The organism is Leminorella grimontii ATCC 33999 = DSM 5078 (genome assembly GCF_000439085.1).
Taxonomy (GTDB): Bacteria; Pseudomonadota; Gammaproteobacteria; order Enterobacterales; family Enterobacteriaceae; genus Leminorella; species Leminorella grimontii.
In genome coordinates, this window is the sequence record NZ_AUUA01000004.1 from 320,015 (window position 1) to 340,518 (window position 20,504).

Below are 20,504 nucleotides of genomic sequence, written 5' to 3' on the forward strand. Positions count from 1 at the left end.
CATCAGGTTCAAAGCGCGAACTCGGCCCATACCGGCGCGTGGTCGGAGGGTTTTTCCATCGCACGAATATCGTAGTCGATTCCGGTATCTATGCAGCGTTCAGCCAGAGCGTGGCTGGCCAGCAGCAGGTCGATGCGAAGCCCGCGATTTTCATCAAACCCCTTGGAACGGTAGTCAAACCATGAGTAGCGGGAAGCAACGTCCTGATTACGCTGGCGGAAGGTGTCCACCAGACCCCATCCCATCAGCTTTTGCATCCATTCGCGTTCTTCCGGCAGGAAGGAACATTTACCCGTACGCAGCCAGCGCTTGCGGTTGTCTTCGCCGATGCCGATGTCCAGATCGGTTGGGCTGATGTTCATATCGCCCATGATGAGCACCGGCTGGGTTGGGGCAAGCTGCTGCTCAAGATAGGACTGCAGGTTGGCGTAAAACGCCCGCTTGGCGGGAAACTTTATCTCGTGGTCGCGGCTTTCCCCCTGAGGGAAGTAGCCGTTCATTACGGTCAAGGTGCCGAGCGGGGTGGCTAAGTCGGCCATAATCATCCGACGCTGTGCGTCGGGCTCATCGCCGGGAAATCCTTTTCTTACCGCTAAAGGTTCGGCCTTGGTGAGAAGGGCGACGCCGTAGTGCCCTTTTTGTCCGTGATAGAAAACGTGATAGCCGAACTGGCTGACCTCGTCGAGCGGAAACATGTCGTCATGGACCTTGGTTTCCTGCAGGCCGATAACGTCCGGCTGATGCTGTTCGATAAGCGCCGCAAGCTGGTGGGGTCTGGCCCTTAGCCCGTTAATATTAAATGAGACAAATTTCATGATTAAGGCTCTTTTTTCTGGGAACTGCCGTCGGGCGGTTGTTCTTATATTTTATACTCATCCGCGACGAGCGCGGGCGGTGAAAGCTTACTGCTTTGCCCAGCGATCCAGATTATGGGGCATGTACAGGTCGATATCGTTCAGCAGCTGTTGGACGTTGTCGCTGATAAGCAGCGTATTTAAATAGCTTTGACGAACAAAGCCTTCGTCGGCGACGTGCTGCAAGAAGGTGCTCATCGGTGAGTAGAAGCCCTGAATGTTGAGCAGCCCGACCGGATTTTTGTGATAGCCGATTTGACTCCAGGTCCAAACTTCAAACAGTTCTTCTAACGTACCGATGCCGCCGGGTAGGGCGATGAAGCCGTCGGCCAGTTCGCTCATTCTGGCTTTGCGGGCGTGCATATCGGGAACGACTTCCAGCGTGGTTAATCCCTTGTGAGCCGTTTCGGCTTCAACCAGGCGTTCGGGGATGACGCCGGTCACTTCTCCGCCTGCGTCTAAAACGGCGTTGGCCAAAATGCCCATCAGTCCTTTATTTCCACCGCCATAGACCAAGCGGCGCCCTTGTTCAGCGATGGCTTGACCCAACCGCTCTGCGGCCTGGGCATAGGAGGGATTGTTGCCGGTGCTGGCGCCACAATAAACACAGATATTCTTACGCATGAGGAATTCCACTCGATGAGACAAAGGGGGTTGTATAGCCTATTTACCGCTAACCTTCAAGGCTGAGGGTGAAATTGTCGCACCTAAATGCAACGCTTTACGCGGCGTTTTCCAGTATAAAAAATCAAAAACAGAGAGGCGACCTTTATTTCGGCCGCCTCAATGCGGTGTCTCGCTGCTATACGCGGGGCTCCGTTTGATACGTATGCTATAGAATAACGGTCCTGTTTCCGTATACAAACACGCGCTGGGCCAAGACTTCGTGCAGGCCGTGGCTTAACACGTTTTTCTCGACGTCTTTGCCGGCACGGGCCATATCTTCAGCGCTGTAAGTATGATCAACGTGGATGACGTCCTGCATGATAATCGGCCCTTCGTCCAGGTTATCGTTCACGAAGTGGGCCGTTGCGCCGATAATCTTGACGCCGCGCTCATAGGCCTGATGGTAAGGGCGCGCGCCGATAAACGCCGGCAGGAAGGAGTGGTGAATATTGATGATGCGGTTAGGATAGTGGCGAACGAAGTCCGGCGTTAATATCCGCATGTACTTCGCCAGAACGACATAGCTCGGCGAAATGCGATCGATGGCCTCAACCACCTGCTTGTCGTGTTCTTCGCGCGTCAGTCCTTCATGGCTTATCAAGTGAAACGGAATATCAAAGCGCTCAACTAAAGTACGCAGCGTGTCATGGTTGCCGATGACGGCGGCAATTTCTACGTCAAGCCCGCCGTAGGCGCTTTTCATCAACAGATCGCCCAGGCAGTGGGCCTCTTTGGTGACTAAAATAACAATCCGCTGTTTTCCCGCTTCGTTGAGTTCACGTACGGAGCCTTCCGGCAACGCGTCGTCCAGATCGGCGAGCAGCGTTTCGTCATTAAAGATGCCCTCAAGCTCGGTGCGCATAAAGAAACGCCCGGTTCGGTGATCGACATATTCACTGTTTTGAACGATGTTGAGCTGGTGTTTGTAGCAAATGTTGGTGATTTTGGCGATGAGTCCTTTCGCATCGGGACAAATCGTACGCAGTATTTTTCTTTGCATAGCGCAGTTAAACCTTCGGTGTTGTGTTTGCTGTTGTTTGCGTGTGGGAAACGTTAGTCGTTTCCACAGCACTTTTTATATTTTTTATTTGAGCCACAGGGGCAGGCGTCGTTTCTCCCAATACGGGGTTTAACGCCTTGAGTATAGTACCAGACGCCCTCCTGTCTGATAAACGTAGAACGCTCGTAGATTGCATGGGAACGTTGCGTTTGAGTATCAATGAAGCGCGCGACGAACTCGACGTATCCACATTCCGGCGATGCATCTCCCGCCTCAACGACGGTGAGCCCAAGCCATTGCGTATTGTTAAAACTTTGGCCAATCGCGGCAGCAAGCTCAGGGTGACGAAAGTCCGGATGCCAAGTGGCTATCAGGTACTCTACGTTTTTGTGAACATAGGCGCTATAGCGGGATTTCATCAGGGAAAGCGGCGTCGGCGCAGCAAGACTTCCGCAAATATAGGGTTCACAACAGGCGTTAAATGCGATTTTACTGCCACAGGGGCATGGTTCGACCAATTCCGGCCTCCGAGTGTGCTATAAGAGTATTAGGCCAATCCTTTATCCGCTTGAAAACGTGACGGCGTACGGTGGCACATTAGGATAAAAGGAAGCTGGGTTCATATTAAGAAATGTAATCCGCTCACGTGGAGCTCGCTTGGCAATATTTGTTAACAAGAATAAGTGAAGTATTTATCGCGCACAAGCGCCAAACTTGAACCAAAATATATGTAATGAACAGCATGGAAGTGAAGAATGACACCCCCTTTAGTCGACAGACATATTCTTATTGTTGAAGACGATCCCGTATTCCGCGCTATGTTGGCTGGGTATTTAGCCTCATTGGGCGCTAAGACGGGAGAAGCTGAAGACGGCGAGCAGGCTCTGATTTATGTCAAGGCGCATCCCCCTGAGCTGATGATCTGCGATCTTATCATGCCGAAGATGGATGGGATCACGCTGCTTGACCGCCTGCGCCATGAGGGAAGTCAGATCCCCGTCATTGTTATTTCCGCCACGGAAAAGATTGCCGATATAGATAAAATGCTGCGCCTTGGCGTTCACGATGTTCTGTTAAAGCCCATTGGCGATTTGAATCGCCTGCGAGACGCGCTGCTTTCCTATTTTTATCCCTACCTGTTTTCCTCTCCGGCCAGCGATGAAATGATGATGATGGAAGACTGGGCGGAGCTTAGCGGTAAGCCTCAGGAGGCGGTTCAGCTTTTGCGGCAGCTGCAGCCTCCGGCGAAGCAGACGATTGCCAACTGTCGTGTTAACTATCGGCAGCTGACGCTGGCCGAGCGTCCCGGTATCGTTTTTGACATCGCTCCGCTGTCTGAACGTGATTTTGCGTTTTACTGCCTGGATATATCGTTAGCGGGAGATAAGGGGGTACTTGCAGCGCTTATGCTAAGAGCGCTTTTTAATAACCTGCTGCAGGAACATTTGGCCGAGCGCAACGAGGCGCTTCCGCAGATGTCCAGCGTACTTAACCGAATTAATACGCTTTTGCGACAGTCCTATCTGGAAGGGCAATTTCCTTTTCTGGCGGGCTATTACCATTCTGTGAAAAAGCGGCTGCTGATTGTTTCAGCCGGCCTTCACGCTAGCGTGATTACCGATGATGAAACCCACAAAATAAATGAAAGCGTCCCTATGGGAACGTTGCACCTGCTTTATCCGGGACAGTGTCATCTGGTAGCGGAGCGCTGGACGTGTCGGATTTGGGGGGCCGGAGGCCGCCTACAGCTAACCTGCGACGGTGCTGAATAGCCAAATGCTTAGAGAATAAGCTTCTAAAAGAACAATGAATTACTGCTATACTGGAGCCATCTTTTGCTCGGGCGGCTTTTGTCTATAGTTCAACGTTGGACTCAGGCAATGAGATTTTTACCAAGCTGCTTTAGCCATAGTCTGTTTTCATTTTGTATTGGGAGTTTGTTATGTCCGCTTTGCCTAAAGTCAAAAAGGCGATTATTCCAGTTGCCGGGTTAGGGACCCGAATGTTACCCGCAACAAAGGCCATTCCAAAAGAAATGCTGCCGCTGGTGGATAAACCGCTAATTCAGTACGTTGTTAACGAATGTATTGAGGCCGGAATTCAACACATCGTCTTAGTGACACATTCATCTAAGAACTCGATAGAAAATCACTTCGATACCAGCTTTGAGCTTGAGGCAATGCTGGAAAAGCGCGTTAAGCGCCAGCTGCTCAATGAAATACAGCTAATATGTCCTAAAGACGTGACGATTATGCACGTGCGTCAAGGCCTGGCAAAGGGGTTAGGGCATGCGATTATGTGCGCCTATCCTTTGGTTGGGGATGAGCCTTTTGCTGTCATACTGCCTGACGTGATTATTGATAAGTATGATTCGAATCTTGCCGTTGATAATTTAAGCGAGATGCTGAAACGCTTTGAAGAGACGGGGCGTAGCCAAATCATGGTTGAACCCGTACCGATGAATGAAGTCAGTGACTACGGTATCGTCGACTGCAACGGTCATGGGCTCAGCGTCGGTGAGAGCGCGCCTATTGTGAAGATGGTTGAAAAGCCGAGCGTGGAAGAGGCGCCGTCAAATCTTTCTATTGTAGGCCGCTACGTGCTTTCTGCCGATATTTGGCCTCTGCTGTCGCGCATTCCTCCCGGAGCCGGTGACGAAATCCAATTAACGGACGCCATTGCTCTGATGATGATGTCCTCTCCGGTTGACGCCTATCATATTAAGGGGCGTAGCCACGATTGTGGAAACAAGATGGGCTATATGCAGGCTTTTGTTGAATATGGCCTGCGGCATTCGACGCTGGGCGCTGAATTTAGAGCATGGATGCAGCAGCTTCAGGTTGGGCTTAAAAATTGAGAATTGAAGTTATATTCTTTTGAGTAAGTTGTTCCATCATACTTTGGGGGCCGGGGCGTAATCGTCAAACATTCGCATTTAACATGCCTGCGGCTCGATGCCCGTATAGGCAAGGAACTCAGGTAGTGTGATTAAATAAGATATCGGCCTCTTTTCGCGGCCGGTATTTTTTTGCTTAAAATTTCTATGGTAGGCTACGCCATTTTCTAAAGCTCATAATGGAACCCTACAAGTGACATTAATTACTATCACTTACTTACCAAAATGGATGAGTCTCAGGATATGGAAAGCTAATAGAAAACGCTCATATAGGCTATGGTGGATGAGATGTTAAAGAACCACTATAAATTACGGCATAGCGCAGGTCGGTTTTGTAATCCAGCGATCGATAAGTAAGTTTCTGGGTTATGCCATAGTGAATATGATTTGTTATTTATGCGTGATTCTTTATACGTCGCAGACGAAATTTATGACTTTTAAATACTCACCAAGATATTTTTTTTAAATGGAATTGTTACAAATGTAACTATTGATTAATGCTTGTGTTCTAAATGGCATCGTAGATAGGAAAAAAGAGAAGTACCGAGATAGTTATTGACGCTGTATATATAGAGCTAAGGTACAAATAAAAAAGCCCCCATGAATATGGAGGCCTTTAAAAGCTGAAAAGCTGGCTAATTACAGCAGGAAATCGTCAAGCGATTTACCTTCCTCTTCAATTGCTTTTTTAATTACAGCTGGCGTACGGCCTTGGCCTGTCCAGGTTTTTGTTTCACCGTTTTCGTCAACGAATTGGTACTTTGCAGGACGAGCAGCACGCTTGGATTTACCACCGGTTTTAGCGGCAGAAAGAGTTTGTAGAAGCTCGTTAGGATCAATACCGTCTGCAATAAGCATTTCACGGTACTGTTGCAGTTTACGAGTGCGCTCCTGAATTTCAGCCTGGCTAGCTTCTTCCTCTTCACGGCGCTCTTTTACAACGACTTCCAGCTTCTCTAGCATTTCTTCCAGAGACTCAAGAGTACATTCTCTTGCTTGAGCACGCAAAGTACGGATGTTGTTAAGGATTTTTAATGCTTCGCTCATTGTATTGTTCTCGAATTAATTATGGATTGAAATTGCCAGCAATAATAAAACGTGAGATTTATTTCTGCAATAGGGTATTACATAAATAAAGCTAATTTATTTATGAGAGATAGTCAAATAATGTCATCAAGAAGGTGTAAATAACCTAGAAACACATTCTTTATGGTGTAAAAAATCTTTGTTGTTCATCGCTTTTTACCGTTCGATGGCTTTATTCGCGTTGTTATTAAAGGTTATGTAAAGGTGGAGATTATATCGATGCCCTGACGTAGGGAAACCTTGCTTTCTTGCGATTGTTAATGATTTCCGGATGGTTTATTTTTAGTGGCGACCGTTGTTTGGATCATTTTAATGAAAGCAATTGACTTGTTTCTTCGAATGAAGCGGGGAAGCGCGATAGAAAATCATATGTAGCGCATGAGAACTGCGCTATTTAAGTAGAAATATCACGCTATGGCACCGAAAATATTTTTAAATTCAATGAAAAGCGGAGCTATCAAAATCAATATAATCGCCCATATATAATAGCAATATGAAATCTGAAAATGAAAAATTTTCTTTTATTTTCATGTAACTACGTAAAAAATAAACAATGATTTTTTTGTTGTCCACTTGTCTGCTATGGCAGATTTTAAGTTCCAATTGATAAATGTGTTGGAAAGGAATAACGTACATAAAGCACCATTTAAACTATATTAATGAAAATATTAAAATTTTTATTATTATATTTCGTTTAATTTATATCGTATCAGGCTAATGAAAGCCTTTGTTTTCAGGCTCTTTGAGGTTGTTTAGGCGTGTGTAGGTTGATGTCATAGACCCCCATAAACTCGCGTTAGGACTGCCAATGGTTTTCTGGCGCAATCATGGGGTAAGAAGGGGCTCAATCGGCTGGTGGTTTATGAGCATTGCTATAAATCACCGTTAACCGCTGCATAAAGGGAGGCGCATAGGCGGAAATACGACCATTATTTTATACCTTGCACATTGAAAGGCGTGCTGGCATTAGGCCGTATCCTACAACGTGTGGGTCTAAAAGCTCATCATCACGGTGAATACACAATGCCATAGTGTGTTGGTGCTCAAATATGACAGCGTAGAGTACGGCCTATGGGGACATCTATGAATATGAACAACCGCAGGACGCTGCTTGGCTATGAAAGATAGACGCTCATAAAAAAGCCGCCCACCAAGTGGACGGCTTCGCCTATTTTAGCGGCTATGCGCTATTTCTTAGCTTTTTTAGCTGGGGCCTTTTCAACCTTTTTTTCCAGAACGGGCTGAATCTGTAACTCTTCTACGTAAGGGCGGCCGTAGTAGGTATCAAGCAGAATGGTTCTCAGCTCGGAAATCAGCGGGAAGCGAGGGTTGGCGCCGGTACACTGATCGTCAAACGCGTCTTCGGACAGTTTGTCGACTTTCGCCAGGAACTCTGCTTCCGGCACGCCAGCCTCACGAATAGAAGCTGGGATATCCAACTCTTTCTTGATTTCTTCTAACCAGTTCAGCAGCTTTTCAATTTTTGCCGCAGTACGATCGCCCGGTGCAGAAAGGCCTAGGTGATCGGCGACTTCGGCATATTGGCGGCGTGATTGCGGCCTGTCATACTGACTAAAGGCCGTCTGCTTGGTTGGGTTGTCGTTGGCGTTATAGCGGATAACGTTACAAATAAGCAGCGCGTTGGCCAGGCCGTGCGGCAGGTGGAACTCGGAACCGATTTTATGAGCCATTGAGTGACAAACGCCCAGGAACGCGTTGGCAAAGGCGATGCCGGCGATGGTTGCGGCATTGTGCACTCGCTCGCGAGCCACAGGGTTCTTCGCGCCTTCTTTATAGCTTTGCGGAAGGTACTCTTTCAGCAGTTTTAGCGCCTGCAGCGCCTGGCCGTCGGTATATTCGTTCGCAAGAACGGAGACATAGGCTTCCAGCGCGTGAGTAACGGCGTCAAGGCCGCCGAATGCACACAGCGACTTCGGCATGTTCATCACCAGGTTTGCGTCGACGATGGCCATATCCGGCGTTAACGCGTAGTCAGCCAGTGGATACTTCATGCCGGTAGCGTCGTCGGTTACAACCGCAAACGGCGTTACTTCTGAGCCGGTGCCAGAGGTTGTCGTAATGGCGACCATTTTGGCTTTTACACCCATTTTGGGGAACTTGTAGATACGCTTACGAATGTCCATAAAGCGCAGCGCCAGCTCTTCAAAGTGGGTTTCAGGATGCTCGTACATGACCCACATGATCTTGGCGGCGTCCATCGGGGAACCACCGCCAAGCGCGATGATGACGTCCGGCTTAAAGGAGTGCATCTGCTCTGCGCCCTTGCGGACGATGCTCAGCGTTGGGTCAGCTTCAACTTCAAAGAATACTTCGGTTTCAATACCGTGCTGCTTTAAAACGTTGGTTATCTGATCGGCGTAGCCGTTGTTAAACAAGAAGCGGTCGGTCACGATAAATGCGCGCTTGGCCCCGTCGGTCGCTACTTCTTCGAGCGCAATCGGCAGTGAGCCGCGGCGGAAATAGATAGATTTGGGAAGTTTATGCCATAACATGTTTTCTGCTCGCTTAGCGACGGTCTTCTTGTTGATAAGATGCTTCGGCCCGACGTTTTCAGAAATGGAGTTACCGCCCCAGGAACCGCAGCCCAGCGTTAAAGAAGGAGCCAGCTTGAAGTTATACAGATCGCCGATGCCGCCCTGAGAGGTTGGGGTATTAATCAAAATACGGGCGGTTTTCATCTTGTCGCCGAAGTAGTTGATGCGTTCGGATTGGTTGTCCTGATCGGTATAAAGACCGGAGGTATGGCCAATGCCGCCCATAGCGACGAGCTTAACGGCTTTTTCTACGGCGTCTTCAAAATCTTTGGCGCGATACATCGCCAGCATAGGAGACAGCTTTTCATGAGCGAAAGGTTCGGATTCATCTACGTTAGTCACTTCGCCAATCAGCACCTTAGTGCTTGCCGGTACGGTTACGCCCGCCATTTCCGCAATTTTGACCGCCGGTTGACCGACGATAGCCGCGTTAATAGCACCGTTTTTCAGGATGATTTCCTGAACGGCCTTCAGCTCTTTGCCCTTCAACATATAGCCACCGTGCGAAGCGAAGCGCTCGCGTACGGCGTCATAGATTTTATCGACGACGATAACTGACTGTTCCGAGGCGCAGATAACGCCATTATCGAAGGTTTTCGACATCAAAATAGAGGCGACGGCGCGCTTGATGTCCGCCGTTTCGTCGATAACGACAGGGGAGTTGCCTGCACCAACGCCGATAGCCGGTTTGCCTGAGCTATAGGCGGCTTTAACCATGCCCGGTCCGCCGGTTGCCAAAATCAGGTTGATATCAGGGTGATGCATTAGCTGGTTAGAAAGCTCCACGCTGGGTTCATCGATCCAGCCGATGATGTCCTTCGGGGCGCCCGCTTCGATCGCTGCCTGAAGCACTAAATCGGCCGCTTTATTTGTGGCGTTTTTGGCGCGTGGGTGAGGAGAGAAGATGATGCCGTTGCGGGTTTTCAGGCTAATCAGCGCCTTGAAGATTGCAGTGGATGTCGGGTTCGTTGTCGGAACTATGCCACAAATAATCCCAGTAGGTTCCGCAATAGTGATGGTGCCGAACGTATCGTCTTCTTCCAGCACGCCGCAGGTCTTTTCATCTTTATATTTGTTGTAGATATACTCGGAAGCGAAGTGGTTTTTAATCACCTTGTCTTCCACGATCCCCATGCCTGACTCCTCAACGGCCATTTTCGCCAGAGGGATGCGGGCGTTGGCGGCGGCCAGCGCGGCGGCTCTGAAAATCTTGTCTACCTGCTCCTGAGTATAGTTAGCGTATTCACGCTGCGCTTTCTTCACTCGGGCGACAAGGGCATTCAATTCAGTGCTGTTACTTACTGTCATGAGACTCTCCTAAGATTGATAAATTTTTTTAGTCAATAAACCGCGGCGTTAACAACAGGATAAGAATTACCGTATAGTGATTGACTGACTGAAAAAACCTAAGTTAACTATTTGTTATTAATAAATTAATTTTTAAAACGTCCACTAAGTTATGTACAAAATGGCTATGAAACACAGCTTACCCATTAAGAGGGGGTAATGGAGTGATCTGAATCACAAAAACAGCATGCTGACACCATTCAGCATGCCGTTTTTTGCACAATTTAACGCTTTTGAGATCGAAAAGGCGTTTATTCAGCATTCTTTAACTATAGTGGATAAAATGCAGCCTCTAGGCTGTGTTCCGTAATTGCGGGTCACAGCCTAGATCTTTATGCCTAACTCGATTACATTAGCCGCGTTTTTGTTCCCTTTCTTCTTTATACGGAGTCAGCGATGGCGCATGCCGCACTGGATTTTTCAGGATACATCAAGTTTCTCGTCGGCCTGTTTGCGCTAGTAAACCCAGTGGGAATTTTGCCGGTTTTTATCAGCATGACGAACTACCAGTCTCCGGCGGCTCGTGACAAAACTAACCTGACGGCTAATCTTTCCGTCGCCATTATTCTTTGGTGTTCTCTTTTTCTTGGCGATACGATACTGCGCCTGTTCGGCATTTCGATTGACTCTTTCCGTATCGCCGGTGGGATTTTGATTGTTACCATCGCCATGTCGATGATTAGCGGTAAACTGGGAGAGGATAAGCAGAATAAGCAAGAAAAGACCGAAACGACTGCCAGGGATAACGTGGGCGTCGTTCCACTGGCGCTGCCGCTGATGGCGGGGCCGGGTGCCATCAGTTCGACGATCGTTTGGAGCACGCGCTATAACACCTGGTTGGACTACATCGGCTTTTTTATCGCTATTGCGTTTTTTGCCTTTTGCTGCTGGCTGCTGTTTCGCGCGGCCCCTTGGCTGGTTCGACTGCTAGGGCAAACGGGCATTAACGTGGTAACACGGATAATGGGGCTGTTGCTGATGTCGCTGGGAATTGAGTTTATCGTTACCGGCATAAAGGTTTCATTCCCTGGGCTGCTTGCCTAAAGAAACGCCCCGAGATTTAAGCACGGGGCGCTTTTTACTGCTTCATCTTCCTTCACTATTCTTTCCACAGAATGTGGCAGAACTTATGGTCTTTTTCTCGGCAGATAAGCAGGCGAGCAAAGACGTCGTCCACTTCGTCCTGCTCGTTGGTGAGCCCTATGATGACTTCGGCAAAGAAGTCAGGGTTCAAATCGAAGTCGACGTGTTCCTGCCATTCCGGTGACGGATCGTGCAGCTCTGCTGCGCCGCGCTCCTCAAACTGCAGGTTGAACAGCAGGACGTCAGCGGGATCGAGATTATCGGGCGCCAATTCAAGAAATATGTCGTAGGCCTGATCCAGCGTTTCGTCTTCATCAAGACGGTTGTTCAGGTCAAAATCGTCGTTGTCCATCAATGGGGTATCCGTTCGTCAAGAATATAATCGGCTATAGTAGCGGACTAAAGAAATAATATAAACGCTCAATGATGCGCTGCCACAGAGGGCGCTTGGCCCACTCTTCCGGATTTAGCAGCGTCGAACGGGCAATATAGTCGGCCTGTACGCAGGCCAGATCTTCACCAAAGGCCTTATCGTCGACCAATACGGTGACTTCAAAATTAAGCCACAGGCTGCGCATGTCCAGATTGACGGTGCCGACCAGACTCAGTTCTTCATCGACCAGCACGCTCTTGGTATGCAAAAGCCCATCCTGGAACTGGTATATCTTGACGCCGGCTTCCAGCAGTTCAGTAAAGAACGAGCGGCTGGCCCAGCCAACCATCAGGGAGTCGTTCTTATAGGGAACGATGATGCTGACGTCGACGCCGCGCAGCGCTGCCGTGCAAATCGCATGAAGAAGGTCATCGCTGGGCACCAGATAGGGGGTTGTCATGATGAGCTGCTTTCTGGCCGCATAAACGGCGGTCAACAGCGACTGGTGGATAAGCTCTTCCGGAAATCCGGGGCCGGAGGCGATAACCTGAACGGTGTGACCATCCTCCTCTTCAAACGGCAGCAGGTTTGCGTTAGGCGGCGGCGGAAGTTGCCTGACGCCGGTTTCAATTTCCCAGTCGCAGGCGTAGATCAAACCGAGCATGGTCGCGGCGGGTCCTTCAATGCGCGCCATGAGATCAATCCACTGGCCGACGCCCGCCCCCTGTTTGAAGAAGCGAGGATCGACCATGTTCATGCTGCCGGTATAGGCGATGTTGTTGTCGATGATAGCGATTTTTCGGTGCTGACGTAGGTCCATGCGGCGTAAGAATACACGCAGCACGTTGACTTTTAGCGTCTCGACCAGCTCAATGCCGGCATCGCGCATCAGCGCAGGATAGGGGGTCCGAAAGAAGTGCATACTGCCGGCGGAGTCTAACATCAGGCGACAGCGTACGCCTCGGCGGGCTGCCGCCATCAGGGCTTCGGCCACGTTGTCTACCTGACCGCCGCTTTGCCAGATATAGAACACCATCTCAATGCTGTGTTCCGCTCTATCAATATCGCGGATCAGCGAAATCATGGTGTCGCTGCTGTTGGTCAACAGCTGAAGGCGATTCCCCCGTACGGCGGGAACGCCGTTGCGGCGCTTACATAGCTGGAAAAGCGGTTCGGATACCGGGCTTATGTGAGTAGTAAAGACGTTTTGGCAGTTTTTTAAGTCCGCCAGCCAGGTTACCGTAGAGGGCCACATCTCTTTCGCCCGCTCTGCTCGCCGCTTTCCAAGATGCAGTTCGCCGAAGAGCAGATAGGCTACGATGCCGACCAGAGGGAGGATGTAAATAACCAAAAGCCAGGCCATGGCTGAAGGAACGGCGCGCCGCTTCATTAAAACTCTAAGCGTCACGCCGGCTATCAATAACCAATAGCCGATAACCAACAGCCAGCTTAGAACGGTATAAAAAGTGGTCATTGAAAGCCTGCTATCCCGTTGACGTTAAATCGCGAGAGTTCGTCTCATTCTCGCCTTATTGTTTATTCCTGCCGGAACGTTGCATAGGCAGCGTAATTTGAGAAACCGGCGTCGCTATAAAAGGATAACACATGTTTTAACATTCTGATTATCGGCGCTATCCTTCATTTTGTCGTTTAATCGGAGCGGCATTTCAGGCTATTCTCCCGCAATATTTGATTTTAAATAGCCTAAGGGCTGCTTTGAATGCGCTACAATAGGCGCTCCCGTTGGTTTTATCAGGCTTTTTACACTATGCACAGATCCAGAACTGAAGTTGGACGCTGGCGCATGTTGCGTCAGGCTCAGCGGCGTCGACACCGCTGGTTGGAAGGGCAGTCGAGAAGAAACAGCCGCATCCATCACATCAGGTCGGAGAAGGAGCTCGGTCGTCAACGTCGGTCATTGCTGTATGCGTTGGACTACATGGGATAAATGAGGCCCCTGACGAAAGGGGTTTTATACTTGATAACGGAAGGAAAACGCGGCGGATTTCTCAGGGAAACTCCGCCGCAGTAGCATTAGAATACGCGCTTAAACGGTTTGATCGTTACGTTTTTATAAACGCCGGCGTCGATATAGGGATCTTTGTCCGCCCAGGCCTTCGCCGCCGACAGGCTGGGAAAATCGGCGATGATGACAGAACCGGAAAAACCGGCGGCGCCGACCTCTTCGCTATCGGCTACGGGATTTGGCCCTGCGACGATCAGACGATTCTCATCTTTAAGCTGCTGCAGGCGCGCCAGATGGGCAGGGCGCGCGGCGAGGCGTTGTTCCAGCGTGTTTTCAACGTCTTCGGCGTAAATAAGATATAGCACGGTATTATCCTCGATAGGGTTATCGGTCGGTTTTTTGATATGTATTAGTTTTTTGGCGACACGAGGGACGCCAAATATCATTTCGGTACCTACGTTATGGGATTTTTATCGCAACATCAACGTCAATTTTTGACTTATAACCTACCGATTGATAAATAAAAATTGTCGGCTTGACGTGGATGAAGAGGGCGCTTTTCTTATAAAGCGTTGTTAATTTGATATTGAATCTCATTACCATTTTCATTTAAAATCAGCCTATATCGCTCTATAGCTGAACATTGAAGTGGCTCTTTCTTGAAAAGTTTCTTTCTAGCTCGCCGTTTTTCATGGCCTATAACGTTCTCTGTCTGCCTTCACGCTTCTCTGATTGGCGGCATTGTTTTTGCCTCGATTCAAGAGAACGTTATGCTGCCAGAGGAAGAACAGTCTGCCCCCATGAACGTTGTGATGGTTAATCCCGCCATGTTCGCGGCGCCAGTGCAGAGTGAGGAAGCGACGCCGGCTCAGGAAGCAAGCGAGCCTGAGGCGGTAACGGAACCTACGCCGGAGCCGCAACCGGTTCCCGAACCAGAGCCTGCGCCGGAGCCTGAGCCTGAGCCAATTCCAGAACCAGAGCCTATCCCTGAGCCCGCGCCAGTTCCGGAGCCGAAGCCTGCGCCGCCAAAACCGGTAGAAAAGCCCAAGCCAAAACCTAAACCGAAAAAGCAGGTTAAAAAAGAGAAGGTTGAGAATAAGGCCGAACGGGCGGAAATATCAAAGCCAGCGACTTCGCCTGTCGTCACGCCTAATGCAAGTCCGGTAGCTAGCGGCCCGGTATCGTCTCAGGGGGCGTCAACGGCGTTGGGTTCGAAAGCGTTAAAACAGTCTCAGCCAACGTATCCTAAGCAGGCATTCGATCGCCGCATTGAAGGGCAGGTCGTTATCCTGTTTGATATTAACGATAGCGGTAGGGTTGAAAACGTGCGCTTCCTGTCCGCGACGCCGCCGAATATGTTTGAGCGAGAGGTGCGTACCGCGCTTAAAAAATGGCGCTATACGCCGGTAGAAGTGAAAGACAAAAAGTTGACCATCATTTTTAGAATTGACGGTGGGGCCCAGATTCAGGGGTGATTGCCGTTTATTTAATGCTAAAGGCCGCTCTTATGCGGCCTTTGTGTTTTTTAGTCGATGACAATTTATTCTGCCGTGTAGTTTCTTTTCCCTTCCGGCAGCGGGCGGGATTGGCCGTCGTCGCTAACGGCGACATAGGTGAATACGGCCTCCGTCACGCAGTAGCGCTGGCCGATGGGTTCTGAAGACACCTTTTTCACCCAGACTTCCATATTGACCGTAACCGAACTTCTTCCCGTACGGACGCAGTGGGCATAGCAACAAACTACGTCGCCGACGGAGACGGGCTTTAAGAATGTGATGGCGTCTACCGCAACGGTGACGACTCTGCCTTGAGCGACTTCTTTAGCCAGAATAGCGCCGCCGATGTCCATCTGCGACATGATCCAGCCGCCAAAGATGTCGCCGTTGGCGTTGGTGTCGGCCGGCATGGCCAGCGTTCTTAAAACTAGCTCCCCTCGGGGAGAACGGCTTTTTGTACTCATGCTGTCTTCTGTCGTTTTAGTGTTTAAATAGAGAGTATGGGTTCTTTATCTCGCCTTTTCTTGACGCAGTGGCAAAAAATAGACGAGATATCGTGGCTATTCGTTGGGCTTGTCCAGGCCGTTTTTTTCCTGCTCGGCCATATTGCGATAAATATAGACGCCGCTCAATAGCGTAAAAGCAAAGGTCATTCCCGTAAGGCCGAATACTTTAAAGTTCATCCAGGCGTCCAGAGAATGCCAGAAAGCAATATAAATATTCAGCAGGCCGCAGAACAAGAAAAACAGCGCCCATGAAATATTAAGGCGCGACCAGACGGCGTCAGGAAGTGAGATTTCCTTACCCAACATGTTCTTAATGATTATCTTTTTAAGGGCAAACTGGCTAAACAAAAAGCCGCCGGCGAACAGCCCGTAAATAACGGTCACTTTCCATTTGATGAATTCTGTAGAGTTATACTTAATCGTCAGCGTTCCGAAAATAAGCACCATCACGAACGTGACCAGCATCATTTTCTCAACCTTGCGGTACTTTATCAGGCTATAGATAACGGCTATGGCGGTAGCGACAATCAGCGCTTTGGTAGCGGTGAGGATGTCGTAAAACTTATAGAAACCAAAAAAAACGACCAAGGGTAAAAAATCAAGTAGCTGCTTCATAACTCGTCTCATCGATAAGCAAGTGTGGAACTATACCCGATTTAGCGTTGGCTGTGTACTCTCACCGCGCGATGCCGCGCCTGTATTGAGTTACGGCGGGTTAGAGTAGGGTACTGCTTGATTATATAAGCTTTTTTAAGCCGTGCGGTTTTAACGTTATACGGTATGATGGTGCGATATTTTTTGTATCTTCATGTGGGCTGGCGTTCAGAAGTTGAGGTCGTATGTTTTCGCGCGTGTTTTTAAAATGGATGCCCGGTTTAGCCAATTTGCTGGCCTACGATCGAGCCTGGCTTAAGTCTGACGTTCAAGCCGGGCTGTCGGTCGCTGCCGTTGCATTGCCGGTCGCTATAGCCTATTCCGAGCTGGCCAATCTGGGAGCGATTGTCGGCCTTTATTCCTGCATTTTGCCCATGATAGCCTACGCGCTTTTTGGTTCGTCCAGGCAGCTTATCGTTGGTCCTGATGCAACGACCTGTGCGGTGATTGCGGCAGTGGTTACGCCGTTGGCCGCCGGGGACAGCTCGATGCAGTGGCAGTTGACCATTGTCATGACGCTGATGATGGGGGGCTGGTGCCTGTTAGCCAGTAAGTTTCGCCTGGGCGCGCTGGCCGATCTGCTGTCTCAACCGATATTAACAGGCCTGCTAAACGGCGTAGCTATAACTATTATGGTAGGGCAGATAGCCAAGATTTTGGGGATAACGATTCAAGCCAGCGAGCTTATTGAGAAAATTATCGCGCTACCCCTGTTGATTTTAAAGAGCCACCTTCCCACGGTGGGAATGTCTGTATTGACGCTGCTGCTGCTGATTGTCATAAGAACGTTTCGCCGCCAGTGGCCGGCGCCGCTGTTGGCTATTATGATTACCACCGCCATTTCCTGGGGCGGTTCGCTTCAGCAATACGGTATTGAAACGTTAGGGAACTCCGGGCTTGACGGTATGCTGCCCATGGTGGACTGGCACAGCTTTCAGCCGGGATTAATGAGAGAGCTGGTTATTCCAGCGCTTAACCTGGCGTTAATCAGCTTCGTGAGCCTGATGCTGACCGCACGAAGCTTCGCGTCTAAAAACGGCTATGACATCGATGCGGATGCGGAGTTTAGGGCGCTGGGCATTTCTAACATTATGTCTGGCCTGTCGCAGGGATTCGCCATCAGCGGCGCAGATTCTCGTACGGCGGTAAACGATGCTAACGGCGGAAAAACTCAGCTGGTTTCTATTATTGCTGCGCTGGTTATTGCGGTCATCGTACTGTTTTTTACTCATCCCTTGCAGTTTATTCCCGTCTCGGCGCTAGGCGTGGTTCTGGTGTTTTCCGCCTGGTCGCTGATGGATCTGCGCGGTATCTGGAACCTTAGAAAGCGCAATCGCTCCGCGTTTCGTCTGGCGTTGTTTACCTTTGCCTGCGTGCTGCTTATCGGCGTTATTCAGGGCATTGGGCTAGCGGTGCTGCTGGGACTGCTTCAGTTCCTTCGAACGGTGTTTCGCCCAACGGAGCAGCTGTTGGGCATAAACGATGACGGTATGATTCATTCCCTCGGCAATAATAGCGACGTCAAAGCGGTGCCGGGCGTAATGATGTATCGTTTTAATTCCCCGCTGACCTACTTCAACGTGGCCTATTTTAAGCGTCGCATTCTTAATCTGGTCGACAGCACGCCGTTTCAGCCACGCTGGGTCGTTATTGATGCCGTAGCGAGCTTTACCTATGCGGATATCAGCGTGCTGGCTTCAATTGACGAATTGAAAAGAGACTTAAAGAACAGGCAAATAAAGCTGGTGCTGGCCGGAAGGCGAACGGAACTCACGCGCTGGTTTAAAGATAACCGCCCTGCGCATGACGAAGAGGACATCATGCTGGTCCCCGACCTCTATCTGGCGCTGAAGCTCATTCAGAGTAAAGAGAGTGCGGAAGTTGCCCCTGGCTTTTAGTCGAATCTCGTCATTGTTAAAGCCGGCTATTGCCGGCTTTATTGCGTATTGACGCTATTTAACCTGCATATAAAGGCGAAACAGATAAACAAACATAAACGCGGTGAGCATGTTGCTAAGGGCGGTCATTAATAAAACGGCCAGTGCGGGAGAAAGGGACGATACGTTGACGGTTAGCGCAAACAGGATGAACTTTGCCGATAGCGTGAACAGCAGCATCGGCAGCACCAGGCGCAGGTGGGAAAACGCGATATTCCAGCCGGTAGTTATTGCGTAGATGAGCCCCTGTCGGCTCTCCAGTAGAACAATGGGTGAAAGCACCAGAGCGAAGGCAAAAAAGAGACCGGGAAGCAGATATAAAGATAGTCCAAAAATAATCAACAGGTAGGCCGCAGCCATCAAGATTAACAGCATTGGGAGCGAGAACGCGGAAGCGCCGATAGCTCTGAGCGCGCTGGTGTGAATTCCCTGCGATACCTGAATCGTCAGGGTAATGACGCCGGCGACTAAAATAAGGTCACTAATAAAAACGCTGAGCGCAATAGAGCCAAACAGCGGCACTGCCATTTTCACTATGTCTTGCTTTTGATCGGCAGACAGGCCGTTCAGCGCGGCCTGTAGCTCCTGCGCGCTCAGCTGTTCGCTGCCTACTGATTTAGTAATCAGCAGATGAAGCTGGGTAACGTCAGGGGCCGTGACCTGCAGAAGTAGATAAAATATAAACGAAGCCAGTAGGGCCAGCATGATAAAGCTGGAAAGCCGATTACGAATAAAATTCAGGCTGTCACGGAAAAGGGAATTGGCCGTGATGGGCATGCTGTCTCCTGTTTTATGCTAATGATTTACACATTTGTTCGGCCGCTATTGTACCGCGTGTAACCCTTTTTGCCTCAAATCTTGCAGCTTATCCTCTTTACATTTTTCTAATAGCGCTTTATTTACGCGTTGATGACTATTTTTTATTCAATGAGCCGTGTTTTTGATTTATTAATTGGTTATTTAATGTTCGTTATTTGTCATTTTGTGATGTTTTTGATTTGAATCAAAAACGATATTTTGCAAATAAATGCATAAACTGCCAATTTGTCAATTTTTGTCATGAAGTGTGATCTTGGTTAGATCAATTTTACTACCAAGGAGGTATATTTCCCCACACATTAACCCTAAAAGGAATATGGATAATGAAAGTGAAAGCATTACCTTTGGCATGTTTAGTTGCAGCAATGTTGGCTCCGTCGGTAACAGTGGCGCATCAGGCCGGTGATTTCCTGTTCCGTGCGGGCTCCATTACCGTGAGACCAAATGAAGGTTCTGATAACGTACTGGGACTGGGGTCGTTTAACGTCGATAACGATACGCAGCTTGGTTTGACCTTCGGCTATATGATTACCGACAACATCGGCGTTGAGCTGCTGGGCGCAACCCCGTTTCAGCACGATGTTGGCGTGGGGAAAGTGGGGACTATCGCAACGGTAAAACATCTGCCGCCTTCTCTGATGTTGCAGTACTATTTTGGATCTAAAGAAAGCCAGTGGCGTCCTTATTTGGGCGCGGGCGTTAACTATACGACTTTCTTTAGCGAAGATTTTAACAGCACCGGCAAAGGCGCAGGTTTGAGCAACCTTAGCTTGGACGACTCTTGGGGCGTTGCGCTGCAGGCTGGTCTTGACTACAACATTAATAAAAACTGGATGATAAACACGTCCGTTTGGTGGATGAACATCGAAACCGACGTGAATTTTACTTCGACAGACGCTGCGGGTAACCGCACTCGCCACAGCATTGATACGCGTCTGGATCCGTGGGCCTTCATGTTCGGCGTAGGCTACAAGTTCTAACTATCATCGCCTATAAAAGAAGAATGCCGGTCAAACGACCGGCATTTTTTGTATATAGAAAACCCCCAGCTAGGCTGGGGGTTCTGGAAAGCTTTCAGCTTTAAATCAGTTATATAAACCCCTTTTGATTTGTTAAAACATGTTGCGGTCTGGCAACTGCAAAAGTTAAACAAGAAATCAAAAGGGGGTCCCAATGGGGGACGAAAAGAGCTTAGCGCATACCCGATGGAACTGTAAATATCACATAGTATTTGCGCCCAAATACCGAAGACAAGCCTTCTACGGA

The 20,504-nt window shown here is 49.3% G+C and carries 20 protein-coding genes; 8 read left to right on the plus strand and 12 right to left on the minus strand.

Annotated features, from left to right (window positions below):
* Positions 1–8 precede the first annotated feature (8 nt).
* The 4 genes from xthA to G544_RS0110530 form a co-directional block, all read right to left on the minus strand.
* The gene (xthA, locus tag G544_RS0110515) at positions 9–815 is read right to left on the minus strand and encodes an exodeoxyribonuclease III (protein WP_027274563.1); all 807 of its coding nucleotides are present in this window, start codon (positions 813–815) and stop codon (positions 9–11) included.
* Positions 816–902: 87 nt separating this feature from the next.
* The gene (locus tag G544_RS0110520; protein ID WP_027274564.1) at positions 903–1,478 is read right to left on the minus strand and encodes an LOG family protein; all 576 of its coding nucleotides are present in this window, start codon (positions 1,476–1,478) and stop codon (positions 903–905) included.
* A 208-nt stretch (positions 1,479–1,686) separates the two neighbouring features.
* Positions 1,687–2,520, minus strand: coding sequence for a formyltetrahydrofolate deformylase (gene purU / locus G544_RS0110525; protein ID WP_027274565.1), 834 nt, complete (start codon positions 2,518–2,520; stop codon positions 1,687–1,689).
* 53 nt (positions 2,521–2,573) lie between these two features.
* Positions 2,574–3,038 (minus strand): YchJ family metal-binding protein, encoded by a 465-nt coding sequence (locus tag G544_RS0110530; RefSeq protein ID WP_027274566.1) that lies wholly within the window; start codon positions 3,036–3,038, stop codon positions 2,574–2,576.
* Positions 3,039–3,275: 237 nt separating this feature from the next.
* Between G544_RS0110530 and rssB the strand changes: the two genes are divergently transcribed.
* Positions 3,276–4,292, plus strand: coding sequence for a two-component system response regulator RssB (rssB, locus tag G544_RS0110535; RefSeq protein ID WP_027274567.1), 1,017 nt, complete (start codon positions 3,276–3,278; stop codon positions 4,290–4,292).
* A 170-nt stretch (positions 4,293–4,462) separates the two neighbouring features.
* Positions 4,463–5,377 carry a UTP--glucose-1-phosphate uridylyltransferase GalU gene (gene galU / locus G544_RS0110540; RefSeq protein WP_027274568.1) on the plus strand — a complete coding sequence of 305 codons (915 nt, stop codon included), beginning with the start codon at positions 4,463–4,465 and terminating at the stop codon, positions 5,375–5,377.
* Positions 5,378–6,055: 678 nt separating this feature from the next.
* Here galU and hns read toward each other — a convergent pair.
* Positions 6,056–6,463: a histone-like nucleoid-structuring protein H-NS gene (gene hns, locus G544_RS0110545; RefSeq protein WP_027274569.1), complete on the minus strand. Its 408-nt coding sequence runs from the start codon at positions 6,461–6,463 to the stop codon at positions 6,056–6,058.
* Between the two features lie 1,226 nt (positions 6,464–7,689).
* On the minus strand, positions 7,690–10,365 hold the full coding sequence (gene adhE, locus G544_RS0110550) for a bifunctional acetaldehyde-CoA/alcohol dehydrogenase (protein ID WP_027274570.1): 2,676 nt from the start codon (positions 10,363–10,365) through the stop codon (positions 7,690–7,692).
* Positions 10,366–10,800: 435 nt separating this feature from the next.
* Between adhE and G544_RS0110555 the strand changes: the two genes are divergently transcribed.
* Positions 10,801–11,448: a YchE family NAAT transporter gene (locus G544_RS0110555; RefSeq protein WP_027274571.1), complete on the plus strand. Its 648-nt coding sequence runs from the start codon at positions 10,801–10,803 to the stop codon at positions 11,446–11,448.
* A 55-nt stretch (positions 11,449–11,503) separates the two neighbouring features.
* Here the strand turns inward: G544_RS0110555 and G544_RS0110560 are convergent, their stop codons facing one another.
* Positions 11,504–11,839 carry an HI1450 family dsDNA-mimic protein gene (locus G544_RS0110560; RefSeq protein ID WP_027274572.1) on the minus strand — a complete coding sequence of 112 codons (336 nt, stop codon included), beginning with the start codon at positions 11,837–11,839 and terminating at the stop codon, positions 11,504–11,506.
* A 34-nt stretch (positions 11,840–11,873) separates the two neighbouring features.
* Entirely contained in the window at positions 11,874–13,334 is a 1,461-nt protein-coding gene (cls, locus tag G544_RS0110565; RefSeq protein WP_027274573.1) for a cardiolipin synthase, read from the minus strand.
* A gap of 294 nt (positions 13,335–13,628) precedes the next feature.
* On the opposite strand from cls, the gene G544_RS21725 reads away from it, so the two are divergent.
* Entirely contained in the window at positions 13,629–13,808 is a 180-nt protein-coding gene (locus G544_RS21725) for a YciY family protein (RefSeq protein WP_071783366.1), read from the plus strand.
* Positions 13,809–13,894: 86 nt separating this feature from the next.
* Here the strand turns inward: G544_RS21725 and G544_RS0110570 are convergent, their stop codons facing one another.
* Positions 13,895–14,191: a YciI family protein gene (locus tag G544_RS0110570; protein ID WP_027274574.1), complete on the minus strand. Its 297-nt coding sequence runs from the start codon at positions 14,189–14,191 to the stop codon at positions 13,895–13,897.
* Between the two features lie 405 nt (positions 14,192–14,596).
* On the opposite strand from G544_RS0110570, the gene G544_RS0110580 reads away from it, so the two are divergent.
* Positions 14,597–15,301, plus strand: a complete 705-nt coding sequence (locus tag G544_RS0110580; protein ID WP_051155686.1) for a TonB family protein — start codon at positions 14,597–14,599, stop codon at positions 15,299–15,301.
* A gap of 65 nt (positions 15,302–15,366) precedes the next feature.
* Here the strand turns inward: G544_RS0110580 and yciA are convergent, their stop codons facing one another.
* Both yciA and G544_RS0110590 read right to left on the minus strand, forming a co-directional pair.
* Positions 15,367–15,786, minus strand: a complete 420-nt coding sequence (gene yciA / locus G544_RS0110585; RefSeq protein WP_027274576.1) for an acyl-CoA thioester hydrolase YciA — start codon at positions 15,784–15,786, stop codon at positions 15,367–15,369.
* Positions 15,787–15,882: 96 nt separating this feature from the next.
* Positions 15,883–16,443: a septation protein A gene (locus tag G544_RS0110590; RefSeq protein ID WP_027274577.1), complete on the minus strand. Its 561-nt coding sequence runs from the start codon at positions 16,441–16,443 to the stop codon at positions 15,883–15,885.
* A gap of 224 nt (positions 16,444–16,667) precedes the next feature.
* On the opposite strand from G544_RS0110590, the gene G544_RS0110595 reads away from it, so the two are divergent.
* Entirely contained in the window at positions 16,668–18,380 is a 1,713-nt protein-coding gene (locus G544_RS0110595) for a SulP family inorganic anion transporter (RefSeq protein WP_027274578.1), read from the plus strand.
* A 54-nt stretch (positions 18,381–18,434) separates the two neighbouring features.
* On the opposite strand, the gene G544_RS0110600 is transcribed toward G544_RS0110595, so the two are convergent.
* The gene (locus G544_RS0110600) at positions 18,435–19,196 is read right to left on the minus strand and encodes a YciC family protein (protein ID WP_027274579.1); all 762 of its coding nucleotides are present in this window, start codon (positions 19,194–19,196) and stop codon (positions 18,435–18,437) included.
* Between the two features lie 371 nt (positions 19,197–19,567).
* Here G544_RS0110600 and ompW point away from each other — a divergent pair, with 371 nt between their 5' ends.
* Both ompW and G544_RS21980 read left to right on the plus strand, forming a co-directional pair.
* Entirely contained in the window at positions 19,568–20,218 is a 651-nt protein-coding gene (gene ompW, locus G544_RS0110605; RefSeq protein ID WP_174788509.1) for an outer membrane protein OmpW, read from the plus strand.
* Positions 20,219–20,411: 193 nt separating this feature from the next.
* A partial coding sequence (locus G544_RS21980; RefSeq protein WP_170943895.1) for a transposase occupies positions 20,412–20,504 on the plus strand: 93 nt, incomplete at its 3' end.